Genomic DNA, 17648 nt, shown 5'->3' with positions numbered 1-17648 from the left:
TAATAGTCGGTTCCCGCCATTCACACGATCCGCTAGAGCTTGATCGATCATGATCATGCGGAGGGATTCATGCTGGAACTGATTTGGCGCGGCATTGCCATGGGCATTGGCGGCACCGTGTTTATGGACATATGGGCAATCATACTGCACCGGTTTTTCGGCCAGTCCGCCCCGAACTGGGCGCCGGTCGGCCGCTGGTTCTGGCATGTGCCGAAAGGCAGGATATTTCACGACAGCATCGCCACGGCTGAACCCTACGAGCATGAACTGGCGCTCGGCTGGATTTCGCATTACGCAGTCGGGATTCTCTATGGTGTCATTCTTGCCCTGGTGGTCCCGCCCGCCTGGTTTGCAAACCCGTCCTTCATAGCGCCGTGGGCCGTCGGCATCATAACGGTGGGCGCAGGCTGGTTCCTGCTGCAGCCGGGTCTCGGCATTGGCTGGGCCGCATCGAAGACACCGAACCCCACGAAGGTTCGCGTCCTCAACCTCGTGGCCCATACCATCTTCGCCCTCGGCATGTATGTCGTGGCGCTCTCGATGCGCTAAACGAAAAGGGGGCTGAAAAGCCCCCTCTCCTCAGATATTCGCCGAGAAAGTATCGCAGTCCTCGACCCGGCCGCTCTGGAAGCCGCGCTTAAACCATTCCATGCGCTGCGCCGAGGTGCCGTGGTTGAAGCTATCGGGCACCACATAGCCTTGAGTCTGCTTCTGCAGCGTATCGTCGCCGATCTGATGGGCGGCGTTCAGGGCTTCCTCAAGGTCGCCGGTCTCAAGAATGCCCTTCTGTTCGGTAAACTTGCCCCAGATGCCCGCATAACAATCCGCCTGAAGCTCCACACGCACCGACATCTTGTTGGCGTCCGTCTGGCTCATCGACTGACGGCGGCGGTTGAACTCAGGCAGAACGCCGGTCAGGTTCTGGATGTGGTGGCCGACCTCATGCGCAATCACGTAAGCCTGCGCGAAATCGCCAGCCGCGCCGAAACGCTGGTCGAGTTCCTTGAAGAAGCTGGTGTCGAGATAGACCTTACGGTCGCCCGGGCAATAGAACGGACCGCTGGCAGCGGAAGCATAACCGCAGGCGGAAGACACCTGCCCGGAGAACAGAACCAGCGTCGGCTTCTGATAGGTTTCGCCTGCCGACTGGAAAATGCCGCTCCACGTATCCTCGGTCTCGGCAAGAACGGTGCGGACGAAGGCGGTCGTCTCGTCGGACGATTGCCCCTGTGGTCGCGTGCCGGACTGCTGGGTCCCCGACTGCGTAGTACCGCCGCCATCCATCGACAGATCGCCGCCGGTCAGCAGCGTCAGTGGGTTGATGCCGAGCACCCAGCTGATCAACAGAATGACCAGAAGACCGCCAATCCCGATACCGCCGCCGCGACGCCCGATTGGCACGCGCATCCCGCCTCGGGAAAAAGGATCACTCGGCCCCGCCGACATGCCGCGCCGATCCTCAATATTGTCCGACTGGCGGCGCCCTCTCCATTCCATGCTATTCTCCCGGCGACTATCGCCTCAACAAGCTGCCTTATAACGGCACTATAATACATCTTGTTCCGGAAGAAAGCAGAGGCGGTCAGCGGAGTCTTTCATGCGGCTCTGCGTCTTTGTTTCAACACGGTCAGAAACAGGAAGGCAAAGACCAGAGCGCCGGCGGAAACGGCCACAAATCCCGCTCCGCCGCCACCAAAAGCAACCTCATTCATAAGGCGTCCGGGAACGAAGGTGAAACCTCCGGCAATCACGATGCCGCCCAGATAAACGCTCTGCATAATCCGCATATGGCGTCTGATATCGCCACGCCGGGCGAAGTAGATCGATTGCAGACAGCCATATATCGTGAAAGCTGAGAGCAGATGGATCGGGCTGAAGCCGTAAAACATCCTCAATTGATGGATGAAGAAGGTCGAAACGGAAGTCGAAACCATCAGCATCACCCAGATCTTGCCGAGCAGTCGGTGGATGGCGGTTCCCTTGGGACGCAGGAAGATGAAGGCCCCGAGAATGGCTGCGGGCATGACGGTGGCGACATGGAATTGCACGGCAAGCGGTGCGTCTAACAGAGGCTGGAATGACATGGTTGCTGTTTCGGCTCGGTTGAAATCACCGGCAATTTCGGCGAAACATGCGGACAGGAAAAACGGATTGGCGCCATCAGCAGGAAAACTTCGTGGATCACCCGTATCTGCAATCCACGCTTCGTGAAATGCACGCCGTTCTGCAATCGCGCAGGCTGTGGCTGACATTCCTTGCGGTACTGGCGATCTTCATCGTGACCGGGCCCTTCGGAACGAGCGAAACCATGAGCTTCGCCGACCGGTTGCTTTACTGGACAATCATTCAGGCCGGCGCCTGGATATTTGCCATATCCTTTTCCATCATCGCCAACAGCATCCTTGCCGGCCGCATCGAAAATATGCTGGCGCGCATGATGATCGGCTCGCTGACGGCCGCCTTGCCGATCGGGCTCTTGCTTACCATCACAAACGGGGTCTTTTCAGGCAGGGAAATGGGTTTCGGCCCCTTTTTGCAGAGCAGCCTGTCCTCCCTGCCTCTCTGCGCCATCTTCTGCCTGCTGAGTTATCTCACCGCCTGCCAGTCGTTCGAGACGACGGCCAATGCCTCTACGGTCAGAGACGAAGACATCAAACACGCTAAGGGCCTCGCACCGCTGCTGGAGCGGATTCCACCGCAAAAGCGTGGCGAACTGCTGCGGCTCTCAGTGCAGGACCATTATACCGAAATCGTCACCACGCGCGGGCGTCAACTCGTCCTCTTGCGTTTTGCCGATGCGCTGAAGGAGATTGGCGAGACGCAGGGCTTGCAGGTGCACCGCTCCCACTGGATTGCCGATACGGATGTCATCGCGCTGCGTAAACAGACAGGCCGCCTGCTTCTCATGACAAGGGACGGTTCCGAGATCCCCGTCAGTCGCTCCTATGCTGCGGCGGTACAGGCCCGTTTTGCCGCGCTTGCCCCTGCCCGTTAAGAGTTTCTGTCGATTCCGGAATTTATGGGGTTCCGTTCTCAAAAACATTTGCCTATAAGCCGCTTCTAGCCTGAAAACATTTGAATTGCGCTCCCCGGCCGGTGATCTTCCACCCTGGCCGGTGTTTTGCGCAACCGAAAAGCGGAACGAGAGAGCCCATGCCGAAGCGCCAAGATATCAAGTCCATCCTCATCATCGGCGCGGGACCGATCGTTATCGGTCAGGCATGTGAATTCGATTACTCCGGCACGCAGGCCTGTAAGGCGCTGAAGGAGGAAGGTTACCGGGTCATTCTGGTCAACTCCAACCCGGCGACGATCATGACCGATCCGGGTCTCGCGGACGCCACCTACGTCGAGCCGATCACCCCTGAAGTCGTGGCCAAGATCATTGCGAAGGAGCGCCCGGACGCGCTGCTGCCGACCATGGGCGGCCAGACCGCGCTCAACACCGCGCTTTCTCTCAAGCGCATGGGCGTTCTCGACCGCTACAATGTCGAAATGATCGGCGCAAAGCCCGAAGCCATCGACATGGCCGAAGACCGGGCCCTCTTCCGCGAAGCCATGGCCCGCATCGGCCTTGAAACCCCGCGCTCGATGCTCGCCAACGCCACGGAAATCAAGGATGCAGACCGCAAGAAGCATGAAGCTGCGCGGGCGGAGTTGAAGGGCAAGCTCTCCGGCCCCGAACTCGACAAGGCGCTGGACGACCTCGAAAACCAGTGGAACCTCGGCGAAACCGACCGCAAGCAGCGTTACATGGCCCACGCCATGGCCATTGCCGCCCAGGCCATCGATCATGTCGGCCTGCCCGCCATCATCCGCCCGTCGTTTACACTGGGCGGCACGGGCGGCGGCATTGCCTATAACCGCTCGGAATTCTTCGACATCGTCTCCGGCGGCCTCGACGCCTCGCCGACGACGGAAGTTCTGGTCGAAGAATCGGTTCTGGGCTGGAAGGAGTATGAGATGGAAGTCGTCCGCGACACCGCGGACAATTGCATCATCATCTGCTCCATCGAAAACATCGATCCGATGGGCGTCCATACCGGTGACTCCATCACTGTCGCGCCAGCGTTGACGCTGACCGACAAGGAATACCAGATCATGCGCAACGCCTCGATTGCGGTGCTGCGTGAGATCGGCGTCGAGACCGGCGGCTCCAACGTGCAGTTCGCCGTCAACCCGAAGGACGGCCGCCTCGTCGTCATCGAAATGAACCCGCGCGTGTCGCGCTCCTCTGCGCTGGCTTCCAAGGCAACCGGCTTCCCGATCGCCAAGATCGCCGCGAAGCTCGCCATCGGCTATACTCTGGACGAACTCGAAAACGACATCACCGGCGGCGCCACCCCGGCATCGTTCGAACCCTCGATTGACTACGTCGTCACCAAGATCCCGCGTTTTGCCTTCGAGAAGTTCCCGGGCGCGTCGCCGATCCTCACCACCGCGATGAAGTCGGTCGGTGAAGTCATGGCCATCGGCCGCACCTTTGCGGAATCCCTGCAGAAGGCGCTGCGCGGTCTCGAAACCGGCCTTACCGGTCTCGATGAAATCGAAATTCCCGGTTACGAAGAGGGCGAAGGCTCCAAGAACGCGATCCGCGCCGCTATCGGCACGCCGACGCCGGATCGCCTGCGCATGGTCGCCCAGGCGCTGCGCATGGGCATGACCGAAGAGGAAGTCCACGAGAACTCGAAGATCGACCCCTGGTTCATCGCCCAGTTCAAGGCCATCGTCGATACGGAAGCCCGCATCCGCGAGCACGGGCTGCCACAGGACGCCGAAAACCTGCGCATGCTAAAGGCCATGGGCTTCTCCGATGCCCGCCTCGCCAGCCTGACCTCCAAGCGTCCAAAGGAAGTGGCCGAACTGCGCAACAGCCTGAACGTCCGCCCGGTCTTCAAGCGCATCGACACCTGCGCCGCCGAATTCGCCTCGCCGACCGCCTACATGTATTCGACCTATGAAATACCCTTCGTCGGCGCCGCCCGCTCTGAAGCGCAGGTCTCCGACCGCAAGAAGGTCGTCATCCTCGGCGGCGGCCCGAACCGTATCGGCCAGGGCATCGAGTTCGATTATTGCTGCTGCCACGCAGCCTTCGCGCTGAAGGATGCCGGCTTTGAAGCGATCATGATCAACTGCAACCCGGAAACGGTGTCCACCGACTACGACACTTCCGACCGCCTCTATTTCGAGCCGCTGACGGCCGAAGACGTGATCGAGATCATGCGCGCCGAACAGGAAAAGGGTGAACTCGTCGGCGTCATCGTGCAGTTCGGTGGCCAGACGCCGCTGAAGCTTGCAGAAGCGCTGGAAAAGAACGGTATCCCGATCCTCGGCACCGCGCCTGACATGATCGACCTTGCCGAAGACCGCGACCGCTTCCAGAAGCTCTTGATGAAGCTCGATCTGGCCCAACCGAACAATGGCATCGCCTATTCGGTCGAGCAGGCCCGCCTTGTCGCTTCTGAAATCGGCTTCCCGCTGGTGGTTCGCCCGTCCTACGTTCTGGGTGGCCGCGCCATGCAGATCATCCATTCGGAAGGCCAGCTCCAGACCTACCTGCTCGACACGGTTCCGGGTCTCGTACCCGAGGACATCAAGCAGCGTTACCCGAACGACAAGACCGGCCAGATCAACACCCTGCTCGGCAAGAACCCGCTTCTGTTCGACAGCTACCTGACCAACGCCGTCGAAGTGGACGTCGACGCGCTGTGCGATGGCGAAAACGTCTTCGTATCCGGCATCATGGAGCACATAGAAGAGGCTGGCATCCACTCGGGCGACTCGGCCTGCTCGCTGCCTTCGCGTTCGCTCAGCAAGGAAACGCTCGACGAACTGGAGCGCCAGACGACGGCGCTTGCCAAGGCGCTCAAGGTCGGCGGCCTGATGAACGTTCAATATGCCATCAAGGACGGCACGATCTACGTTCTCGAAGTCAACCCGCGCGCCTCGCGTACCGTGCCTTTCGTCGCGAAAACAATCGGCGCGCCGATCGCCAAGATCGCCGCCCGCGTCATGGCGGGCGAGAAGCTCGATCCGGCGATTGCCGCTTACGGCGAGAAGCCCGATCCGCGCAACCTCAAGCACATTGCCGTCAAGGAAGCCGTCTTCCCCTTCGCGCGCTTCCCCGGCGTCGACATTCTGCTCGGACCGGAAATGCGCTCGACCGGTGAAGTCATCGGCCTCGACACTGATTTCGCGCTCGCCTTCGCCAAGAGCCAGCTCGGCGCAGGTGTCGACCTGCCGCGCTCCGGCGCGGTCTTCGTCTCGGTCCGTGATGAGGACAAGGAAGGCGTTCTGCCAGCCATCCGCATTCTTGTGGAAAGCGGCTTCAGAGTGCTGGCGACCGGCGGCACCCAGCGTTTCCTTGCCGAAAAGGGCATCAACGCCGAAAAGATCAACAAGGTACAGGAAGGACGTCCGCATATCGAAGACGCCATCCGCAACCGTCAGGTCCAGCTCGTCATCAACACCACCGACAGCAACAAGGCGATTTCCGACTCGAAGTCTCTGCGCCGCGCAACGTTGATGCAGAAGGTGCCCTATTACACGACGATGGCAGGTGCCGAAGCAGCCGCCCTCGCCATCAAGGCGCTGAAGGCCGGTAATCTGGAAGTGAAGCCGCTGCAGAGCTACTTCAACTAAGAGGTCAGCAAGAAAGCCTGACGAACTGAATGAACGCCGGAACGCCGCGAACCACCAGGTTGGCGGCGTTTCTCATTGCGTAATACACCTGCAATCCAACGCCGGTATCAAAAAAACATCATTTCCACCCGCAGGCCGATGACGATTTTTCCCTGTCCCGAGAATTCTCCGCCATCGCCGATCACCCAGTTCCTGAACCCGCATCTGGAGCAAAAGCATGACTGGACGACCGCCCGGCCCGATGCGTGTAGCTTTCCCACTGCGCATCGAACCGGTGATTTTGAACGCTGTCCGCCAGACTGCGAGCGACGAGCTGCGCAGCATTAACGCGCAGATCGAAATTCTTCTGAAAGAAGCCCTTAGGCAGCGTGAGCGAGAGGTAGGCCATGACATGGGCCAAAAATCGAACGAGAGCGAATAGCATCTGAAACGGCAGGCTTTAAGCCGCCAGTGCTTCCCGGACGCAGTTGCGGCCTTCGCTCTTGGCGCGGTACAGCGCGCGGTCGGCCATGTCGGCCAGCGTCTGGAGATCACAGTGTATCTCGCCGCTTGTCGCAATGCCGATGCTGATTGTCACACCGACACGCAGGCCGCCGCAGTCCACCTCTTTCAAAGCAACCGCGTTGCGAATGCGCTCGCCTATCATTGACGCCTTTTGGCTTCCTGCGCCGGGCAGGAAGATGATGAATTCCTCGCCGCCATAACGGGCCAGCACGTCGCCACTGCGAATACTGCCGCCGATCCGCTTTGCCACTTCCTGCAGGACGCTGTCACCGACGGAATGGCCGAAGCGGTCGTTGATCGATTTGAAGTGATCGATATCGAGCAGCATTGTCGCATCGGTGGGATCAGGCCTTGTGGGCATCGTCTGGAAGAAGAAGCGCCTGTTCTTCACGCCTGTCAGCGGATCCGTATTGGCAAGGATCAACAGTTTCCGCTCCGAGCGTTCAGCCACCAGCACCATCACGAACAGGGCAATCGCAAAGTTGAGCATAATGATGAGGAAGAACGCATTGACGATGTTGATGGAGGCGAGAGAGGGTGAAAGCACCCCCTTTACCACCAGAAGTGAAATCAGCCCCGAGACGGTGGTGATCGCGCCCAGCGCGATGCGGGAAAGAAGCGGCTCTTTGCGCCAGCCGCTAAACAGCACCGCGGCCGCGCCGAGATAGGCAAGCGCCGCACAGCCATTGAACAGCGCAGCGCGCAACGCATTGTTCTCCGCCACCTCATACGCGAGGACAATCCCGAGAACCACGATAAGACAAGTCCGAAGCAGAGTTTTCCGCGACACAAAACGGCCGTCGCTCAACGTTTTCAGACCAAGCCAGATAAGCGCATAACCTGCAATACCGAATACGATACTGCCCAACCGCCACAAGGCCGGCGACAATATCTTCCACTCGCCATATCCGGCAAGCGTTGAGCCGACGGCCATTGCCGCAAAGCCCGCGGCAAGAGTGACAGGACCGCGCAGGCCGCGATTGGTCAGCATCAAATAGATAAAACTCAGCAGCCCTACGATGTAGGAGCATTTTTGCATTAGTATGACTGTTGCAAGGTCAAGTTCACCAAGCATAATACGCCCGTCTATAAATATTTTGATGAGACATATAAAATGCTCAAATAAATTTCAATTAAAACGAAAAACTGACAATGCGTAAAGCACAACAACGCCAAGTTGATATTCGATAAAATATATACTTAGAAAAGACTATTCAAAATTTCTTACATAAAGCATGTCCTGTTTGAATTTCTTGATTTCCATCTCTTTAGCCTGCTCATCAGGAAGGCGAAGCAGGTAGGATGGGTGCACGGTGACAAAAAGCGTCCGCCCTTCTTGCATTGGCAAGGGACGGCCGCGAATCTCCGAGACCTTTTCTTTGCCGCCGGTCAGCGCATATAGCGCCGTTGCACCCATCGCAACGATCAGCTTCGGCTGAACAAGCGCGATTTCCTGGTTGAGCCACCAGCGGCATTGCTCCACTTCCCCCGCATTCGGCCGCTGGTGGATGCGCCGTTTGCCGCGCGTTTCGTATTTGAAGTGTTTCACGGCATTGGTAACGTAAAGCCCGCCGCGGTCCACACCGATCTCTCTGAGCGTCCTGTAGAACAGCTGGCCAGCGGGGCCGACAAAAGGTTTTCCGGCCAGATCCTCGTGATCGCCCGGCTGCTCGCCGACGACCATGATCTTCGCGTTTTCCGGCCCGTCACCAAAAACGGTCTGCGTCGCCTTGCAATGCAGGGCACACCGTGTGCAGTGGAGCGCTTCATGCGCCAGCGAAGCAAGCGTGCCATCCGGCAAAGTTGACTGCTCTTCCCGTGCGGAAGCCGCTGCCTGGAGGCGATGGTGAAACGGCTTCGGTTGGCTCGCCTCCTTCGCCGCCATCTCCAGCACCCGCGCCTCCGCGCCCAGAATCAGGTCAGGGATGAGCTCGGCTTCCGGCAGATTCTTCCAGTATTTCTTCGGCATCTCCGCTGTCATGGCCTTGATCTTCAAGCGGGCCGGGTTGAAAATATTAGCGTAATAGGTCCGCCAGAGATCGTCCGTTTCATCCTTGAGATCAGGCTTGGCGGCAGCCTCCCGTGATGTCTGCAGCAGGTTTCCGTCCCATCGGGCGCTGCCCTTCGGCGAGACAATCAACCAGTCCATGTCGGTGAAGCGACGTTGAAAAAACGGAGCCGTGCGTTCGATGATGAAATGGTCCGGTTCGAACCACGCCACGAACCGCCGTCGCCCGCCCTGCCCTTGCGGCAATGGCAGCTCCTTGAAACGCACGAAGGCCGTCATCTTGTGATAATCGCGACGGACAGACTTTTCGAGCAGCCGCACATCGGAAACATCCGGATCGGACTTGAACTGCAGCAGGGCCCGATCCCGTTTCAGCCGCCACAATAACCTGTAGAGCAGCGCGAAACGGCCGGGATCGCTGTGGCAGATGACGGCCTGCGCCAGTGCGACAAATGCGGCAGATACGGAAACCGGGGCGGCGCCCTCCGTTGGCAATGGCGCACCGGAAAAGTCGAGAAGCCCAAATCCGTCATCCTGCAGCCGCCAGTCGATCTTCCCCGGCGGTATATTGGCCGCAAGCGCCGCGCGCGCAGCATCGCGCCACTCGGTGAAATCCCCCCGCCCCTCCAGCATCGGGCCATACATCACAACAACGACAATTGTTCAGGCTGCGGCGCAAACATCGCGCGCAGATCCGGCCGTTCGATCAGCTTGCCCGGTGTCCATCCCTCCGCGACGATAAAGGCCTTCACCTTTTTGAGAGATACGCCGAAGCGGGCGATATCTTCCAGCCGCAGGCTGCGGAACTTCCGCGACGAGAGAATCGAGGCAACCGTCTTGGTGCCGAAACCGGGTACACGCAGCAACATTTCGCGATCCGCCGCATTGACGTTTACCGGAAACTGATCGCGATGCTTCAATGCCCAGGCAAGCTTCGGGTCGATGTCAAGATCCAGCATGCCGTTTCCGCCGATAGCGGTTATCTCGCCGATATCGAAACCGTAAAAACGATAAAGCCAGTCCGCCTGATAGAGGCGGTGTTCGCGCATCAGCGGCGGCTTGATGAGTGGCAGGTTCTTCGACGAATCCGGAATTGGGCTGAACGCCGAATAATAGACGCGCCGCAGACCATAGCTTCCATAGAGCCGCGCGCTGGTGGAAAGAATGGTGCTGTCATCGGCGCCGTCGGCGCCCACGATCATCTGCGTGCTCTGTCCGGCGGGCGCAAAACGCTTGGTTTTTCGCGTTCTGACGGTAGGCTCGCCCGCCTCCTCGATCTTCAGGCGAATATCGGCCATAGAGCGGCGAATATTGGCGGGCTGCTTTTCCGGCGCAAAACGGCCGATGCCGCTATCGGTGGGCAACTCGATGTTGATCGACAACCGGTCCGCATAAAGCCCCGCCTCCTCGATCAATTTCGGAGACGCTTCCGGGATGGATTTGAGGTGGATGTACCCACGAAAGCCATGGGTGACGCGCAGTTCACGCGCCACACGCACCATCTCCTCCATCGTGTGATCAGAGGAACGGATGATACCCGAGGATAAGAACAACCCTTCAATATAGTTGCGCCGGTAAAATTCGAGCGTCAGCCACACCACCTCTTCTGCGGTAAACCGCGCCCGTTCCACATTGCTGGAAGAACGGTTGATGCAATAGGCGCAATCATAGATGCAGAAATTGGTGAGCAGGATTTTCAGGAGCGATATGCAGCGCCCATCCGGCGCATAGGCATGACAGATGCCAGACCCTTCTGTCGAGCCCAATCCGCCAGAGGCTGCGGAGTTCCGTTTCGCCGTCCCGCTCGATGCGCAGGAGGCGTCGTATTTCGCGGCGTCAGAGAGAATGGCCAGCCGTTGCCTGATTGACTTCTTCATAATAATGTTCACTATATGTTCTCTTGAAGATTGTCAATCAGGATGTTCAAGTCATTGGAAAGACGAAGAAATATTGATGCCTCAAATTTGCTGGCATTTCGCTGTCGTCTTCTGATATAGTCCGCTCAGTTATGATTTTGGCATGGTTCCGGAGTTCCCCTCCGGAACCTGTTTCTTTTTGTGTCTGCAGGTAAAGCGACCGGAATGCGAAGGATAAAAAAATGGTAGAAAAAGTACCGATGACCCAGGGTGGATTCGTCAAGCTTCAGGAGGAGCTTCGCTGGCGCCAGCAGGAGGAACGCCCCCGCATCATCGAGGCGATTGCGGAAGCGCGCGCCCATGGCGACCTTTCGGAAAACGCCGAGTACCATGCTGCCAAGGAAGCGCAGAGCCATAACGAGGGCCGCATCACGGAACTCGAAGATCTGACGGCGCGCGCTGAAGTCATCGACCTTTCCAAGATGTCGGGTTCGAAGATCAAGTTCGGCGCCACCGTGAAGCTGGTTGACGAAGACAGCGATGAGGAAAAGACCTATCAAATCGTCGGCGACCAGGAAGCCGACGTAAAGGCCGGCCGTATTTCCATCTCTTCGCCGATTGCCCGCGCCCTGATCGGCAAGGAAGTTGGCGACAGCATCGAAGTCAACGCGCCTGGCGGCGCCAAGGGTTACGAGATCCTCGCGGTTCAGTGGGGCTGATTGCCCCATGCAATGCGCCCCCCCAGCGGGCGCATTGCTTTTGACCTGTTGCTCCCCTGAACCAGCCGCAAAGACGGAAGCCCATCTTGTCCCACGTCAGCCTGAAAGATGTGCAGGTGCTTGCGCCGAATTTCAAACGCAGGCTCTCCGGCGTCACCTCCACAATCGTTCAGCTGATGCCGGTGCAGAACCGGCTGGGACAGAAGGTCGCCACCATCGGCCCCGGCCTGCCGCCGCATCTGCCGCATGTGCGTTTCCGCGACCTGTGGCGGCTCTGGCAAGGCGGCCCGTTTGGCGGCCCGCGCATCTGGCATGCCCGCCGCAACCTCGAAATGTTGCCGGGAATTTTCATGCGTGATGTGCTGCGCATGAAGGTGAAGCTTCTCTTCACCTCGGCCGCGCAGAGGCGGCATTCCGCCTATACCCGTTTCCTGATCTCCAGGATGGATGCCGTGGTGGCCACCAACATCCGCTCGGGCTCATTTCTTGAAGTGCCCCATCGCGTTGTCATGCATGGCGTGGATACCGAACTTTTCCATCCGGCAACCGGTCCTGAGGACACGATAGCCGCGACCGGCTTGCCGGGACAATATCTGATCGGCTGCTTCGGGCGGGTCCGCCACCAGAAGGGCACCGATCTTTTCGTGCGTGCCATGATCGAACTTCTGCCCGCCTATCCGCAATGGACAGCTGTGGTTTCAGGCCGCGTGACGGCGGAACACAAGGCTTTTGCCGAAGCCCTTGAAGCAGATGTCAGCGCCGCCGGCCTCGCAGATCGTATCGTGTTTCAGGGTGAAGTTGATGACATCAAGCCGTGGTACAGGCGGCTGACGCTCTATGTCGCGCCTTCGCGCAACGAGGGCTTCGGGCTGACTCCGCTTGAAGCAATGGCCTCGGAAACGGCCGTCGTCGCCAGCAATGCCGGTGCCTACGAGGAAATGATCGTCAAGGGCGAGACCGGGGCGGTTGTTGAAGCGGGGGACTATGCATCACTGAGGGATGCGATAAAGACCTATCTCGCCGATCCCGCCATGGCCAAAGTCCACGCGAGTACCGGACTTGCGCATGTGCGCAGCACTTTTCCGCTGGAAAAAGAAGCGGCCAGTCTTGGCGAAGTCTATGAGGCGTTGCGGCGGGGGTAATGCGTCGCAAACCGGAAAATCAGATTTCCACGAGACCGACGCGCTTGACCTGACGGATGGTCAGCATGGTGCGCACCGTATCGACATTCTCATCCGCAGTCAGAACCTCGATCACGAAGTCCTGAAATTCCGTCAGGTTTCTTGCGACGCAATGTAACAGGAAGTCGCTTTCGCCGGATACCATCCAGGCCTGGCGCACGAGAGGCCACCCGGCCGTCGCCGCGGCAAAGGCCTTCAGATTGCTGTCCGACTGGCGCTTGAGACCGATCATGCAGAAGGCGACGAGATCAAAACCGAGCTTCGGCGCGTTCAACATGGCGTGATAACCCTCGATCACCCCCGCCTCCTCGAGCTTGCGCACACGCCTTAGGCACGGAGGAGCCGAGATACCGACCCTTTCGGCCAGTTCCACATTGGTCATGCGCCCGTCACGCTGCAATTCGCGCAGGATTTTCAGATCGATGGCATCGAGTTCGACGCTGGTCACGGAGGAGTACCTCGTTAAGCTGGAGAACTTCCTTGTACTATTCGGCGCGGGATTCGCAACAATATGCCGCCAACCGGTCACAAAATTGCGCGTGCATCCACAACTGCCTTGTTGGTAACGCAAGGCTGCCCTTGAATAAAGGCACTAGACAACCTTAAATACCCGCCAACGAAGGGGTTATGGCCCGTCCGCCCTGCCGCGGCTGGAAGGCCCTCGACTGAAGACCCTGCTATTGAGAAGGAAATTTCCCATGTCTGCCCGCCATACCAAGGTATTGATCATCGGCTCCGGTCCCGCAGGCTACACGGCGGCGATCTACGCGGCGCGCGCAATGCTGAAGCCGGTGCTGATCGCCGGCATGGAACAGGGCGGTCAGCTGATGATCACCACCGATGTCGAGAATTACCCGGGCTTTGCAGACCCTATCCAGGGCCCGTGGCTGATGGACCAGATGCTGAAGCAGGCGACGCATGTCGGCGCGGAAATCGTCAGTGACCTGGTGACCGAAGTTGAAACCAGCGTTCGCCCGTTCGTCGTGAAGACCGATTCTGGCCAGGTATGGACCGCCGACACGCTGATCATCGCCACCGGCGCCAAGGCCAAGTGGCTCGGCATCGAGAGCGAGCAACATTTCCAGGGCTTCGGCGTTTCCGCCTGCGCCACCTGCGATGGTTTCTTCTACCGCAACAAGGATGTGATCGTGGTGGGCGGCGGCAATTCCGCCGTGGAAGAGGCGCTTTATCTCGCCCATATCGCCAAGTCGGTAACGGTCGTGCACAGACGCGACAGCTTCCGTTCGGAAAAAATCCTTCAGGAACGGCTCTTTGCCAAGGACAACGTCAATATCCTCTGGAACACGGAAGTTGCCGAAATTACCGGCGCGCCCGCAAAGCCGCCGATGCCGCCCTCAGTTTCCGGCGTCAAGCTGCGCGACACCAGAACCGGCGCGATCAGCGAAAGGCCCATTGACGGCGTCTTTGTCGCCATCGGCCACGCGCCTGCCGTGGAGCTCTTCAAGGGCAAGGTGAAGCTGAAGGACAACGGTTATATGTGGACCGCTCCCGATTCCACCGCAACCGACGTGGAGGGCATTTTCGCGGCCGGCGACGTCACCGACGACATCTACCGTCAGGCAATCACCGCCGCCGGAATGGGCTGCATGGCCGCGCTGGAAGCGGAACGTTATCTCACCGCGCATCAACCGCTTGCTGTCGCAGCGGAATAACTGAAAGGCAGGATAGGCATGGCAATGCCATTGGACTGGGATAAACTGCGCATATTTCATGCCGCAGCCGAAGCAGGGTCTTTCACCCATGCTGCCGACAAGCTGCATTTGTCCCAGTCGGCCATCAGCCGCCAGGTCAGCGCGCTGGAGCAGGATGTCGGCGTCAAGCTGTTTCATCGCCACGCCCGCGGCCTGATTCTTACCGAACAGGGCGAACTGCTCTATCGCACCGCTCACGATGTGCTGCTGAAGCTCGAAACGGTGAAGATGCAGCTCACCGAAACGACGGAAAAGCCGAGCGGCAAGCTGCGCGTCACGACGACGGTGGGCCTCGGCCAGGGCTGGCTGACGGACAAGGTGCAGGAATTCCTGCAGCTCTATCCGGAAATGTCGATCCAGCTCATCCTCGACAATGAGGAGCTGGATGTGAACATGCGCCACGCAGATTGCGCCATTCGCCTGCGCCAGCCCCAGCAATCGGACCTCATCCAGCGCAAGCTGTTCACGGTGCACATGCACGTCTATGCCGCGCCGTCTTACATCAATCGCCATGGCGAGCCCCAGTCGGTTGAGGATCTGGACAACCATCGCATCATCTCGTTTGGCGAACCCGCGCCGAACTACCTGCTAGATGTCAACTGGCTCGAAAATGCCGGGCGGTCTTCCGACAATACCCGCACCCCGCATCTGCAGATCAACAGCCAGACCTCGATCAAGCGCGCCTGCCTGCTGGGAATAGGTATCGCCTGCTTGCCGGATTACATTGTCGGCCGGGACCCCGGCCTCATCCAGTTATCGCTCGCGGCCGACATTCCGTCATTCGACACCTATTTCTGCTATCCGGACGAGATGAAAAATGCTGCAAAGCTGAAGGCCTTCCGCGATTTTATCGTCGCCAAGGCGCGCAACTGGAATTTCTGACGTTTAAATAGCCGAACGGCTGAAATAGACGTTATTTTTCAAGGAGCTACAGGGGAATTAATGGAAGGGCGACCAGTCGCCCTTCGCCAGCTTTGCACATAAAATATACCTGAAATATTGAGGCCTGCACCCGACGCATGCCTGACCTGCACAAAAAAGAATTGTTTCGTGCACAAAAAAGCACCATATCGCTCTCAGCTGATGCACACGGTGGCTTTTCCTCCCAGTTCCACCGCATCAGCTGTTCCCCTCTGGAGGTTTTTGACCTTCACACTTAAAGGGCCCTGGATACATCCGGCGGCCCTCTTTTTTTACCCGCAAGAATTTTCTCCAAATTGGCGAAATATCGGATGATGCAACCTTGTTTTGCATTGTCGCTCCCACCATATCTTGGTTGGCTGTCACGCTCGCTCAGGCACGCGACAGCTGTTCCCCTCTGGAGGTTTTGACCTTCAAACTTATCAGGCCGCGGAAATATCCAGCGGCCTTTTTTTTGCCGATGCCACCGCGCCCGTGCAGTCCTCACAGAGACGTGAATTGTATATCGATAATGGTCGATATAAATATCGGGTATGTCAGATATTGAAGAAACCCCAATGAACCCGGAGGAAGTCCTCAAAGCCCTTTCGCACCCCGCACGGCTGAAATTTCTGGAATGGCTGAAGTCTCCGGAAAGTCACTTCTGTCAGGAGCATCCGCTCAGCATGGGTGTTTGCGCCAACCAGTTTCAGATCAGCGGCCTGTCGCAATCCACCGTCTCCTCGCATCTTGCGGTACTGCAGGCGGCGGGCCTGATAAGGTCGAAGAAGGTGGGACAATGGGTGTTTTTTGAGCGCAACGAGGAAACCATCGATGCTTTCCGCAATTATCTGCAAACCAATCTCTGAGCCTCCCAAGCTTTGAGCCCCGGGGTGCCGGACGGGAACCGCGACACGGTTTCGCACCGGCACCCATATCAGGATAGCGCGCCTGCCGCGCAATTTCGCCAACCGACCAGAAAGTGAAGTCGCATGACCAGTCTTTTCGAACCGGCACAGGCCGGCGATATCGCACTCGCCAACCGCATCGTCATGGCCCCTCTCACCCGCAATCGCTCCCCGGGCGCCATTCCCAACAATCTCAACGCCACCTATTACGAGCAGCGGGCGACAGCCGGCCTGATCGTCACTGAAGGCACTCCCATTTCCCAGCAGGGCCAGGGTTACGCCGATGTTCCCGGTCTTTATAAGCGGGAAGCGATTGAAGGCTGGAAAAAGATCACTGACGGCGTTCATTCGGCGGGCGGCAAGATCGTTGCCCAAATCTGGCACGTGGGCCGAATTTCCCACACCTCGTTGCAGCCGCATGGTGGCCAGCCGGTCGCCCCCTCGGCCATCACCGCCAAATCGAAGACCTATATCATCAATGATGACGGCACCGGTGCCTTTGCCGAAACCTCCGAACCCCGTGCCCTCACCATCGACGATATCGGCCTCATCCTCGAGGATTACCGCAGCGGCGCGCGCGCGGCACTGGAGGCCGGTTTCGACGGCGTCGAAATCCATGCCGCCAATGGTTACCTGATCGAGCAGTTCCTGAAATCCAGCACCAACCAGCGCACGGATGATTACGGTGGCTCCATCGAAAACCGCGCTCGCTTCCTGCTGGAAGTCGTCGACGCGGTGGCGGAAGAGATCGGCGCCGGCCGCACCGGCATCCGCCTCTCGCCAGTTACCCCTGCCAACGATATTTTCGAGGCTGATCCGCAACCGCTCTATAATTACGTTGTCGAGCAGCTGGGCAAGCGCAATCTCGCCTTCATCCATGTCGTTGAAGGTGCGACGGGCGGTCCGCGCGATTTCAAGCAGGGCGACAAGCCTTTCGATTACGCGTCCTTCAAGGCGGCTTATCGCAATGCCGGCGGCAAGGGCCTGTGGATCGCCAACAATGGTTACGACAGGCAGAGCGCCATCGAAGCCGTGGAAAGTGGCAAGGTTGATGCCGTTGCTTTCGGCAAGGCCTTCATCGCCAATCCTGATCTGGTGCGCCGCCTGAAAAACGACGCGCCGCTGAACGAACCGAACCAGCCGACCTTCTATGGCGGCGGCGCCGAAGGTTACACCGACTATCCGGCCCTCGCCCAATAGCAATGAACAAGACGCCGC

The 17648-nt window shown here is 58.7% G+C and carries 16 protein-coding genes; 10 read left to right on the top strand and 6 right to left on the bottom strand.

The annotated features are described in order from the left end of the window. The first annotated feature begins 69 nt into the window (after positions 1-69). Complete coding sequence (locus tag WA845_RS06810; RefSeq protein WP_112554044.1) at positions 70-549, top strand: DUF2938 family protein; 480 nt, start codon at positions 70-72, stop codon at positions 547-549. Between the two features lie 30 nt (positions 550-579). Here the strand turns inward: WA845_RS06810 and ypfJ are convergent, their stop codons facing one another. After that, positions 580-1497 (bottom strand): KPN_02809 family neutral zinc metallopeptidase, encoded by a 918-nt coding sequence (ypfJ, locus tag WA845_RS06805; protein ID WP_004442894.1) that lies wholly within the window; start codon positions 1495-1497, stop codon positions 580-582. A 98-nt stretch (positions 1498-1595) separates the two neighbouring features. Further along, complete coding sequence (locus tag WA845_RS06800; RefSeq protein ID WP_112554046.1) at positions 1596-2084, bottom strand: DUF2306 domain-containing protein; 489 nt, start codon at positions 2082-2084, stop codon at positions 1596-1598. A 47-nt stretch (positions 2085-2131) separates the two neighbouring features. Here WA845_RS06800 and WA845_RS06795 point away from each other — a divergent pair, with 47 nt between their 5' ends. The 3 genes from WA845_RS06795 (at position 2132) to WA845_RS06785 (ending at position 7063) form a co-directional block, all read left to right on the top strand. Beyond that, a complete protein-coding gene (locus WA845_RS06795; protein ID WP_112554048.1) occupies positions 2132-2995 on the top strand; it encodes a LytTR family transcriptional regulator DNA-binding domain-containing protein in 864 nt (287 codons plus the stop codon). A gap of 158 nt (positions 2996-3153) precedes the next feature. Next, positions 3154-6642, top strand: coding sequence for a carbamoyl-phosphate synthase large subunit (gene carB, locus WA845_RS06790; RefSeq protein ID WP_107339153.1), 3489 nt, complete (start codon positions 3154-3156; stop codon positions 6640-6642). Between the two features lie 217 nt (positions 6643-6859). Next, the gene (locus WA845_RS06785; protein ID WP_006699640.1) at positions 6860-7063 is read left to right on the top strand and encodes a hypothetical protein; all 204 of its coding nucleotides are present in this window, start codon (positions 6860-6862) and stop codon (positions 7061-7063) included. Positions 7064-7081: 18 nt separating this feature from the next. Here WA845_RS06785 and WA845_RS06780 read toward each other — a convergent pair whose 3' ends face one another. The 3 genes from WA845_RS06780 to WA845_RS06770 all read right to left on the bottom strand — a co-directional run bounded on the left by WA845_RS06780 (position 7082) and on the right by WA845_RS06770 (position 11031). Then, the gene (locus WA845_RS06780) at positions 7082-8221 is read right to left on the bottom strand and encodes a diguanylate cyclase (RefSeq protein WP_112554052.1); all 1140 of its coding nucleotides are present in this window, start codon (positions 8219-8221) and stop codon (positions 7082-7084) included. Between the two features lie 135 nt (positions 8222-8356). Further along, on the bottom strand, positions 8357-9799 hold the full coding sequence (locus tag WA845_RS06775) for a UdgX family uracil-DNA binding protein (protein WP_112554054.1): 1443 nt from the start codon (positions 9797-9799) through the stop codon (positions 8357-8359). Next, positions 9799-11031 carry a putative DNA modification/repair radical SAM protein gene (locus WA845_RS06770; protein WP_035209288.1) on the bottom strand — a complete coding sequence of 411 codons (1233 nt, stop codon included), beginning with the start codon at positions 11029-11031 and terminating at the stop codon, positions 9799-9801. Before WA845_RS06770 ends, WA845_RS06775 begins: the two co-directional genes overlap by 1 nt. Positions 11032-11252: 221 nt before the next feature. Here WA845_RS06770 and greA point away from each other — a divergent pair, with 221 nt between their 5' ends. Next, positions 11253-11729: a transcription elongation factor GreA gene (gene greA / locus WA845_RS06765; protein ID WP_003522847.1), complete on the top strand. Its 477-nt coding sequence runs from the start codon at positions 11253-11255 to the stop codon at positions 11727-11729. Positions 11730-11815: 86 nt separating this feature from the next. Next, complete coding sequence (locus WA845_RS06760; RefSeq protein ID WP_112554058.1) at positions 11816-12871, top strand: glycosyltransferase; 1056 nt, start codon at positions 11816-11818, stop codon at positions 12869-12871. Positions 12872-12890: 19 nt separating this feature from the next. Here WA845_RS06760 and WA845_RS06755 read toward each other — a convergent pair whose 3' ends face one another. Further along, positions 12891-13358, bottom strand: coding sequence for an Lrp/AsnC family transcriptional regulator (locus WA845_RS06755; RefSeq protein WP_004442906.1), 468 nt, complete (start codon positions 13356-13358; stop codon positions 12891-12893). A gap of 250 nt (positions 13359-13608) precedes the next feature. On the opposite strand from WA845_RS06755, the gene trxB reads away from it, so the two are divergent. From trxB to WA845_RS06735, 4 genes are all read left to right on the top strand, one after another. Beyond that, complete coding sequence (gene trxB / locus WA845_RS06750; protein ID WP_112554060.1) at positions 13609-14583, top strand: thioredoxin-disulfide reductase; 975 nt, start codon at positions 13609-13611, stop codon at positions 14581-14583. 24 nt (positions 14584-14607) lie between these two features. Further along, the gene (locus WA845_RS06745) at positions 14608-15504 is read left to right on the top strand and encodes a LysR family transcriptional regulator VtlR (RefSeq protein WP_034498849.1); all 897 of its coding nucleotides are present in this window, start codon (positions 14608-14610) and stop codon (positions 15502-15504) included. Positions 15505-16100: 596 nt separating this feature from the next. After that, a complete protein-coding gene (locus WA845_RS06740; protein ID WP_004442911.1) occupies positions 16101-16391 on the top strand; it encodes an ArsR/SmtB family transcription factor in 291 nt (96 codons plus the stop codon). A 123-nt stretch (positions 16392-16514) separates the two neighbouring features. Next, positions 16515-17630 (top strand): alkene reductase, encoded by a 1116-nt coding sequence (locus WA845_RS06735; RefSeq protein WP_006699634.1) that lies wholly within the window; start codon positions 16515-16517, stop codon positions 17628-17630. Positions 17631-17648: the final 18 nt, after the last annotated feature.

The organism is Agrobacterium sp. CMT1, assembly GCF_037203725.1.
Taxonomy (GTDB): domain Bacteria; phylum Pseudomonadota; class Alphaproteobacteria; order Rhizobiales; family Rhizobiaceae; genus Agrobacterium; species Agrobacterium pusense.
The sequence above is the reverse complement of the archived record's forward strand: the minus strand, read 5'-3'. Positions and strand labels throughout refer to the sequence as shown.